This is a genomic window from Thioflexithrix psekupsensis (assembly GCF_002149925.1).
In the GTDB taxonomy this organism is placed as follows: domain Bacteria; phylum Pseudomonadota; class Gammaproteobacteria; order Beggiatoales; family Beggiatoaceae; genus Thioflexithrix; species Thioflexithrix psekupsensis.
This window is the reverse complement of sequence record NZ_MSLT01000003.1, coordinates 1-8,844: the sequence shown is the minus strand read 5'-3', so window position 1 is coordinate 8,844 and position 8,844 is coordinate 1. Positions and strand designations below refer to the sequence as shown.

The following is an 8,844-nucleotide window of genomic DNA, read 5'->3' as shown; positions in this document are numbered from 1 at the left end:
AACGCCATTCTTGCGTTTTTTCTGCCCATTCTTTGGCTTCGATCAGTAATAAATAACGCTGTTTTTGCGTTAAAAAAGTATATTGTGACAAATGAATTAACGGTAATAATTTCTCACTGTCTTGTGTTAATTTTTCAAGATAAAATCGAATCGTGTCTAATTGCACACTGGGCGTTAAAGCCAATTCGTTTTCAGTGCGTAAAATATTCAATAAAACAGTAATAATTAACCCATTTTGTTTATTCTCTTGTGCCAAGGTTAAAGCCTGTTGATATTTTTCTAAAGCCAATTCAGGCTCAAATTGCTGATTGAATAAATTGCCCCATTGCAGCAATAATTGAGCATTATAAAATGAATTTTCATTGCGTTCTGCCCAGATCAATCCTTTTTGCACCGCCGTTAAAGCCGCGTCTAATTCGCCACGCAATCGATATAATTCGCTCAATTCGCACCACAGCCCTGCATGTTGTGCGGGAGACAAGTTTGGACGCGCCAATGCCGCTTGTAGCAACGATACGGGCAGGTGAAATTGTCCTTGTTGACGCAAAGCCTGCGCCTGTTCAATCACCTGATCCACGTCGATTTCACTTGCCAATAGCGACACATTATGTAACAGTAAAAGGCCAAGTGCATAAAAACAGATTGCCCTTCTCTCTGCTAAAAACGGAGATAAAATAAAGTAAATATTGCGCCAATTTTTCAACATTTTAAAGTCAAATTTTGAGGAAATTTTAGAATGGAAAAACAACAATCCAGAGTAGTTTTTTTCGTCTCCGATGGCACGGGAATTACCGCTAATACTTTTGGCCAAAGTTTATTAACCCAATTCGATACGTTGCATTTTGAACAAATTCTATATCGCGTATTGATACCGAAGAAAAAGTGCAGGCCGTTGGTGCGGCAAATCAATGAAACCGCACAACATTATGGCCAAGCGTCCCATCGTGTTTGCTACGCTAACAGAAAATCGAATGCGCCATTCTATTATCTACCAGTAATAGTTTAATTTTTAGATTTATTTGGAAAATTTATTGAACCTTTAGAATTGGAATTGCAAACCAAATCCTCTCATGCCAAAGGTAAAGCCCACGGAGTCGGCACGCCTTATAATCAACGTATTGAAGCGATGAATTTCGCTTTAGAACATGACGATGGTGTGAATATTAAACATTATGAAAAAGCCGATATTATTCTTGTCGGTGCGTCACGTTCTGGGAAAACACCAACCTGTGTTTATTTAGCCATGCACTTTGGCATGGCGGCGGCTAATTATCCGCTCAACAGAAGATGATTTTAGAAACTTTAGATTTGCCCGCTATTCTAAAGCCTTTTAAAAGTAAATTGTTTGGTTTAACGATTCAAGCCGAGCGATTGCAAGAAATTCGACAAAAACGCCGTCCTGACAGCCGTTATGCGTCGATACAACAATGTCAATTTGAAGTGCAGCGCATTGAAGCGATTTATCGTCAAGCCCATTTGCCTTATGTCAATACCACGGCGATGTCTGTAGAGGAAATTGCGACTTTTATTTTACAGACATTGAAACCTAAAAACATACGTGCTTTTTAATCTGTTTTATTATACCAATTTTTTCAGAGTCGTATAATAATACTTTTCAAATAGGAGAGAATAATGAACAAAAGATATGAAGATTTAGAAGAATTAATGTCAACAGGTGAAGCGAGAGAAGTGAAGCGAGCGATGGCAGTAAGAATGTCTTTGCTTGGTTTTGTGCGTGCGGAAGCGGCTTTAGCGTGTTGTGTCAGTGTGCAATTTGTGGATAAATGGAAAGCCATTTATTTAGCGTCAGGGGTTGAAGGATTAAAGTTAGCGTATAAAGGCTCACCAGGGTATTTAAAGCCGCGTGAACGAGAAGATGTGATTAATTGGATACAAGAAAAGAAGACAATAACAATAGAGGAACTAAAGAGATACTTAAAAGAGGAGTATGATGTTTTCTATTCTTCAAATACTTCTTATACTAAATTATTAGAAGAAGCGAATTTAAGTTATAAGAAGACACACAAAGAGAATTCGGCAAAAGATGAGGTAAAAGTAGAAGCTAAAAAAAAAGAGATTAAGGATTTAATAGATAAGGAGCGTGAACAGATAGAAAGTGGAGAGGTAATGTACTGGATGCAAGACGAAAGCCATCAGTTGTGGGGAGATATTTGTGGTTATGTTTGGTCGAAAAAAGGAGAAAGAACGTCAATAAAGATGAGTAATTATCGCACTTCTCAAACGTGGTATGGAGCGGTGAATATTTATACGGGAGAATTTATTTTAGATAGGGCAAAGAAAGCTGATACAAAATATACGATAGACTTTATTAACTGGCTCATTTACAGATATAAAGAAGCCCGTCATGTGATTATTTGGGATGGTGCAAGTTATCATCGTTCTGAAGGTTTAAGAACTTATTTAGAGAAATTAAATGGGGGACTTCCAGAATCAGAATGGAAAGTTCGTTTATTAAGATTTGCACCTAATGCCCCAGAGCAAAATCCAGTCGAGGATATTTGGCTTCAAGGTAAGAATTGGGTCAGAAAGAATTTTCATCGCCTATCAAGCTTTAAAGAAGTCACTAGTATGTTTGAGACCTTTTTGTCAGGTAAAGTGTTTAAGTTTAATAAAATTAAACAGTATCTTATACCTAATATCTAGTAGATATTAAAGCTATGAAAATTCTTTCTAACTTACCTTTTTACTGGATTTTGCTCTCAACGAACTTTCCATTCTGATTCTGGAAGTCCCCCATTTAATTTCTCTAAATAAGTTCTTAAACCTTCAGAATGATGATAACTTGCACCATCCCAAATAATCACATGACGGGCTTCTTTATATCTGTAAATGAGCCAGTTAATAAAGTCTATCGTATATTTTGTATCAGCTTTCTTTGCCCTATCTAAAATAAATTCTCCCGTATAAATATTCACCGCTCCATACCACGTTTGAGAAGTGCGATAATTACTCATCTTTATTGACGTTCTTTCTCCTTTTTTCGACCAAACATAACCACAAATATCTCCCCACAACTGATGGCTTTCGTCTTGCATCCAGTACATTACCTCTCCACTTTCTATCTGTTCACGCTCCTTATCTATTAAATCCTTAATCTCTTTTTTTTTAGCTTCTACTTTTACCTCATCTTTTGCCGAATTCTCTTTGTGTGTCTTCTTATAACTTAAATTCGCTTCTTCTAATAATTTAGTATAAGAAGTTTGAAGAATAGAAAACATCATACTCCTCTTTTAAGTATCTCTTTAGTTCCTCTATTGTTATTGTCTTCTTTTCTTGTATCCAATTAATCACATCTTCTCGTTCACGCGGCTTTAAATACCCTGGCGAGCCTTTATACGCTAACTTTAATCCTTCCACCCCTGACGCTAAATAAATGGCTTTCCATTTATCCACAAATTGCACACTGACACAACACGCTAAAGCCGCTTCCGCACGCACAAAACCAAGCAAAGACATTCTTACTGCCATCGCTCGCTTCACTTCTCTCGCTTCACCTGTTGACATTAACTTCTTCTAAATCTTCATATCTCTTGTTCATTATTCTCATCCTATTTAAAAAGTATTATTATACGACTCTGAAAAAATTGGTATATTAAATTTAAATCAATATGCTACTGGTCAAGCTCAACCAGGTTTATCCGTTGAAAATATTCAAAAAGTCATCGCAAAAGTTCCACCTAATAAAACAGAACAACAAAAAATCGCCGCCTGCCTTTCTTCATTAGATGAATTAATAACCGTGCAAAGTCAAAAACTCGACGCGCTAAAAAAACATAAAAAAGGGCTAATGCAACAATTATTTCCAACAACAACAGAAAAATAAATAATAAAATTTTATCACTCACCAAAGGTTATATTTCATGTCAACATTAGTCAGCAACACTCCCGCTTGGCAAGCCTTACAACAACATCAGAAACAATAGACAGTTAGAGTTAAAGTAGGGTGGATAAGCGATAGCGTCATCCACCAAGTTGGTAGTCGTATTGAAAAAAGGTGTATGGCACTGTGTTTATACACCCTACGCTTGCTACGCTTGCTTTAAAATCATCGATATTGTCTATGTCTCTGGCAGGCATTTGCTTTAAAACACATAACGCATGACTTAGGATACGCAAACCTAATTTCTGCGTTTTTTTTTGTTGGAAACGTTTGGGTTTAATTCAGTATATACCAAAAAGATATGATTCATAGAATCCTTAATTTATCAGAATCAAAATTTACAGACACAAGAATTTTCAAAATTGACTCTTTCAAATCGTTTATTTTCAATAGATTTTTTATTCTTTAATTCTGAAAATCCTAAAATTCTGTAAATTCTGATTCTGACAGAAAAATTTTATGAATGACTTAATTTTGCTATATAACAGAGTTATACTAAGACATCAATCTTAATATTGGAAAAATACAATTTTATCATTTAAGAAAACAATTGCATCACCATTCATTTAAATGATATTGCGGTCGCCATTTTAATTGAAACAGCCCACTTAATAATGAAATACTCCACTTTTTTCCTGTCTTTTTTCGGACTGAGTGCGGGCGTGATTGCTCTGCTGCTGATTTTTTTATGGACTACGCATCGCCATGCGGCTGAAATTGCAGAAAATACGACACGTAATCTAACAGAGCTGCTGGCTTTGCGCATTGTCAGCGATCTGGATCGCGTGAATGGCATGTTGACTTACATCGCAGAAGAAGCCATTGCGGCTTCTCTTTTAGAACAGGGTTTGACCCCCCCTTATCTTAATACAAGGCGTATGGCAAGTTTAATCGCCAATTTTGATACAGTTACAGGCATTTACCAATTCGATGCCCAAGGACAGTTGCACTTCGCCTCACAGGAAACTCCAAGCTTTAATATACCAAAATTATGTGAGATATAAAAACAAATTAAGTTTTAATATCTACCTAGATATTAGGTATAAGATACTGTTTAATTTTATTAAACTTAAACACTTTACCTGACAAAAAGGTCTCAAACATACTAGTGACTTCTTTAAAGCTTGATAGACGATGAAAATTCTTTCTGACCCAATTCTTACCTTGAAGCCAAATATCCTCGACTGGATTTTGCTCTGGGGCATTAGGTGCAAATCTTAATAAACGAACTTTCCATTCTGATTCTGGAAGTCCCCCATTTAATTTCTCTAAATAAGTTCTTAAACCTTCAGAACGATGATAACTTGCACCATCCCAAATAATCACATGACGGGCTTCTTTATATCTGTAAATGAGCCAGTTAATAAAGTCTATCGTATATTTTGTATCAGCTTTCTTTGCCCTATCTAAAATAAATTCTCCCGTATAAATATTCACCGCTCCATACCACGTTTGAGAAGTGCGATAATTACTCATCTTTATTGACGTTCTTTCTCCTTTTTTCGACCAAACATAACCACAAATATCTCCCCACAACTGATGGCTTTCGTCTTGCATCCAGTACATTACCTCTCCACTTTCTATCTGTTCACGCTCCTTATCTATTAAATCCTTAATCTCTTTTTTTTTAGCTTCCACTTTTACCTCATCTTTTGCCGAATTCTCTTTGTGTGTCTTCTTATAACTTAAATTCGCTTCTTCTAATAATTTAGTATAAGAAGTATTTGAAGAATAGAAAACATCATACTCCTCTTTTAAGTATCTCTTTAGTTCCTCTATTGTTATTGTCTTCTTTTCTTGTATCCAATTAATCACATCTTCTCGTTCACGCGGCTTTAAATACCCTGGTGAGCCTTTATACGCTAACTTTAATCCTTCAACCCCTGACGCTAAATAAATGGCTTTCCATTTATCCACAAATTGCACACTGACACAACACGCTAAAGCCGCTTCCGCACGCACAAAACCAAGCAAAGACATTCTTACTGCCATCGCTCGCTTCACTTCTCTCGCTTCACCTGTTGACATTAATTCTTCTAAATCTTCATATCTTTTGTTCATTATTCTCTCCTATTTGAAAAGTATTATTATACGACTCTGAAAAAATTGGTATATCAGTGATCGTCCCCATTTTCAAATGTTACGGGACAGTTCGGAAAGTCATGTTTTTTCAGAGGCTTTGGTCAGTCGTTCTACTGGAAAATGGTCGCTGATTCAGGCACGCGCCATTCGTGATGAAAAAGGAAATTTTTTAGGTACGGTCAATGCCGTCATTGATCTCGCCACATTTGCTCGGTATTTTGCCAGTATTGACACAGGGCCGGGTGGGGTGGTTTTGCTGCGGCGTAGCGATAATTTTAAATTGATCCAACGACAACCACGCTTAAAAGAAACTGATTTTAATCAACCACTTCCACCTGATAACGACATCCGTCGTCGCCTTGAAGCCGGCGAATATAGTGGCAGTCTCACTTATGTCGCCAGTACCGATGGCGTACAACGAGTGGGCAGTTTCAAACGGCTTGATAATTATCCTTTTTATGTTCAAGTCGCGCTGTCTGCCGATCACTACCTATATCGCTGGGAAAAAGAAAGTACCAGAGCCATTGTATTAGTCATTACTTTGTTGGTTAGTATTGCTATTTTGTTGTGGCGGTTGCTGCAATCTAGGCATCAAACAGCAGAAATTTCTGCTCGCTTGGAGAAAATCTCTAAAAATATTCCAGGAGTGATTTACCAATTTCAACGCTGGCCAGATGGGCGTAGTGCTTTCCCTTACGCCAGTGAGGGCATTCGTCAAATTTATGGTATGACCCCGGCGCAGGTGCAGAAAGATGCCAGTCCCGTGTACGCTGTTTTGCATCCGGACGATCTGAGCAGAGTGGCGCAACGAATTGAAATTTCAGCCACCCATTTGGAACGCTGGCACGACCAATACCGCGCCATTTTGCCCCATGGTCAAATTCGCTGGTTAGAAGGAGAAGCGACTCCAGAGCATTTACCGGATGGAAGTGTATTGTGGCACGGTTACATCCACGACATCACTGAACAAAAAAAATTAGAACATGCCCGCGATCAAGCCGCCGCTAAAATTCACGCAGTACTTGATGCTTTAGAAGGTTTGGTTTACGTTTCGGACTTGGACACGCATCAAATTCTCTATGCCAACAAAACCTTACAAAATATCACCGGAGAAATTGTTGGGCAGGTCTGTTGGCAAGTATTGCAAACGGGAATGCGGAAACCTTGTGATTTTTGTACCAATCCGCGCTTATTGGCCAAAGATGGCACTCCCAATGAACCCATCGTTTGGGAAAGTTTTAATCCCCAAACAAACCGATGGTTTCAACGCCGGGATAAGGCAATTGTGTGGCCGGATGGTCGTTTGGTGCGTTTGGAAGTGGCAATTGACATCACTGAACGTAAGTTGGCACAAGATACTTTAGATTACGAACGGCAACGCTTGCGTATTCTTATTGACACCATTCCTGATCTCATCTGGTATAAAGATGTTGAAGGGCGTTATTTGGGTTGTAATCCTCGTTTTGAGCAGTTTTTCGGAGTCAGTGAAGCAGATATTATTGGTAAGACGGATTATGATTTTGTTGATCCAAAGTTGGCTGATGCGTTCGTTACCATGATCGTTTGGCATTGCGGCAAACCACGCCTTGACCAATGAGGAAGAAATCACTTTTGCCAGCGATAAGCACCGAGAATTGTTAGAAACCACCAAATCTCCCATTTATGATCGACATGGTAAAGTATTCGTATTTTGGAATCGGTCATGATATTACTGCTCGTAAACAATCCGAACAGGAATTAGTACAAGCCCGCCAAGCCGCCGAAGTGGCCAATCAAGCCAAAAGTGCATTCATCGCCAATATGAGTCATGAATTACGCACGCCATTGAATGCCATTATGGGTTTTGCTCAGATTTTTTGTCGGGATATTCTCTTACAGACTACCAACGCGGCAAGCACAAAGTATTTTGCGTGGAGGCGAATATTTGTTGACGCTGATCAATGATATTTTAGATTTGGCGAAAATTGAGGCGGGGCGTTTTGAGTTGTTGCCGGAGATTTGGGACAGCCAGAGTTTTTTCCATGAGCTTTGTTATATGTTTCGTATTCGATGTGAACAAAAGGGGCTTTCATTTCACTATGAAGAAAGTCTTCCGTTGCCTTATTCGTTGCACAGCGACAGTAAACGGTTACGCCAAGTGCTGATGAATTTGCTGGGCAATGCGGTGAAATTTACCGAACACGGTGAAGTGATGTTGCGCGTGGCGTATGCAGATGGAAAATTATGCCTTGCGGTGCAAGACAGTGGCATTGGGATCGCGGCTGCGGATTTTAAACGAATTTTTGAGCCATTCCAACAAACCGGTACGGATCGTTATAAAATACAAGGGACAGGCTTGGGATTGGCTATTACTCAGCGTTTGGTGCAAAACATGGGGGGAGTTTTGCACGTGGACAGTGAACCAAAAAAGGGCAGCGTATTTTATGTGGAAATTCCTGTAAAAGCAGTCGCTTCTTCGGTTCATCTTGTGGCAGAGGAGGAAAAAAGAGAAATTATTGGCTATCAAAGATGTGATCGTCCATTGGGAGATACGACGGTTTCTTCTCCGCTGCATGTGTTGGTGGTGGATGATCTCGCGGTGAATCGCAAAGTATTGCTTGATATGCTGCAACCTTTGGGTTTTCGTGTTACTGAAGCCGACAGTGGCGAAGCCTGTCTCAAAATCGTGTCACAAGACAGTCCGGATGCGATTTTTATGGATTTACGAATGCCCGGTATGGATGGATTACAAACAGTACGGGCTTTACATCAGCAAGGTTTTGATAAACCGGTGATTGTTCTGAGTGCTTCGGCATTTGCTGATGATCGGGCGGTGAGCTTGGAAGCGGGTTGTGCGGCGCATTTGGCTAAACCGGTCAATG

11 protein-coding genes and 1 pseudogene are annotated in these 8,844 nt (G+C 39.1%); 8 read left to right on the top strand and 4 right to left on the bottom strand.

Translation table 11 applies throughout. The features are described 5' to 3' along the window. Positions 1–604, bottom strand: a 604-nt coding sequence (locus tag TPSD3_RS01350) for a hypothetical protein (protein WP_176329677.1), incomplete at its 3' end; no start/stop codon positions are given. Between the two features lie 132 nt (positions 605–736). Here TPSD3_RS01350 and TPSD3_RS17850 point away from each other — a divergent pair. The 3 genes and pseudogenes from TPSD3_RS17850 (at position 737) to TPSD3_RS01340 (ending at position 2,664) form a co-directional block, all read left to right on the top strand. Continuing rightward, positions 737–1,291: pseudogene (locus TPSD3_RS17850) on the top strand (kinase/pyrophosphorylase). Continuing rightward, positions 1,288–1,569, top strand: a complete 282-nt coding sequence (locus TPSD3_RS18075; protein WP_217884341.1) for a kinase/pyrophosphorylase — start codon at positions 1,288–1,290, stop codon at positions 1,567–1,569. The pseudogene TPSD3_RS17850 and the gene TPSD3_RS18075 overlap by 4 nt, the downstream one beginning before the upstream one ends. A gap of 63 nt (positions 1,570–1,632) precedes the next feature. Then, on the top strand, positions 1,633–2,664 hold the full coding sequence (locus tag TPSD3_RS01340) for an IS630 family transposase (RefSeq protein ID WP_086486662.1): 1,032 nt from the start codon (positions 1,633–1,635) through the stop codon (positions 2,662–2,664). Between the two features lie 56 nt (positions 2,665–2,720). On the opposite strand, the gene TPSD3_RS01335 is transcribed toward TPSD3_RS01340, so the two are convergent. Together TPSD3_RS01335 and TPSD3_RS01330 are read right to left on the bottom strand one after the other, a co-directional pair. Further along, entirely contained in the window at positions 2,721–3,242 is a 522-nt protein-coding gene (locus TPSD3_RS01335) for a transposase (RefSeq protein ID WP_086486800.1), read from the bottom strand. Beyond that, the gene (locus TPSD3_RS01330; protein ID WP_086486799.1) at positions 3,208–3,525 is read right to left on the bottom strand and encodes a helix-turn-helix domain-containing protein; all 318 of its coding nucleotides are present in this window, start codon (positions 3,523–3,525) and stop codon (positions 3,208–3,210) included. The genes TPSD3_RS01335 and TPSD3_RS01330 overlap by 35 nt, the downstream gene beginning before the upstream one ends. Positions 3,526–3,604: 79 nt before the next feature. Here TPSD3_RS01330 and TPSD3_RS18255 point away from each other — a divergent pair, with 79 nt between their 5' ends. Beyond that, a complete protein-coding gene (locus tag TPSD3_RS18255) occupies positions 3,605–3,844 on the top strand; it encodes a restriction endonuclease subunit S (protein WP_176329678.1) in 240 nt (79 codons plus the stop codon). A 671-nt stretch (positions 3,845–4,515) separates the two neighbouring features. Then, positions 4,516–4,905 carry a cache domain-containing protein gene (locus TPSD3_RS01320; protein ID WP_140048453.1) on the top strand — a complete coding sequence of 130 codons (390 nt, stop codon included), beginning with the start codon at positions 4,516–4,518 and terminating at the stop codon, positions 4,903–4,905. 25 nt (positions 4,906–4,930) lie between these two features. On the opposite strand, the gene TPSD3_RS01315 is transcribed toward TPSD3_RS01320, so the two are convergent. Next, positions 4,931–5,962, bottom strand: a complete 1,032-nt coding sequence (locus TPSD3_RS01315; protein WP_086486662.1) for an IS630 family transposase — start codon at positions 5,960–5,962, stop codon at positions 4,931–4,933. Between the two features lie 76 nt (positions 5,963–6,038). Between TPSD3_RS01315 and TPSD3_RS01310 the strand changes: the two genes are divergently transcribed. The 3 genes from TPSD3_RS01310 to TPSD3_RS01300 form a co-directional block, all read left to right on the top strand. Next, the gene (locus tag TPSD3_RS01310; RefSeq protein ID WP_086486797.1) at positions 6,039–7,580 is read left to right on the top strand and encodes a PAS domain S-box protein; all 1,542 of its coding nucleotides are present in this window, start codon (positions 6,039–6,041) and stop codon (positions 7,578–7,580) included. A gap of 65 nt (positions 7,581–7,645) precedes the next feature. Then, the gene (locus TPSD3_RS01305) at positions 7,646–7,927 is read left to right on the top strand and encodes a histidine kinase dimerization/phospho-acceptor domain-containing protein (protein WP_086486796.1); all 282 of its coding nucleotides are present in this window, start codon (positions 7,646–7,648) and stop codon (positions 7,925–7,927) included. Next, positions 7,908–8,844: ATP-binding protein (locus TPSD3_RS01300; protein ID WP_176329676.1), on the top strand; the 937-nt coding region annotated here is incomplete at its 3' end. The genes TPSD3_RS01305 and TPSD3_RS01300, both read left to right, overlap by 20 nt.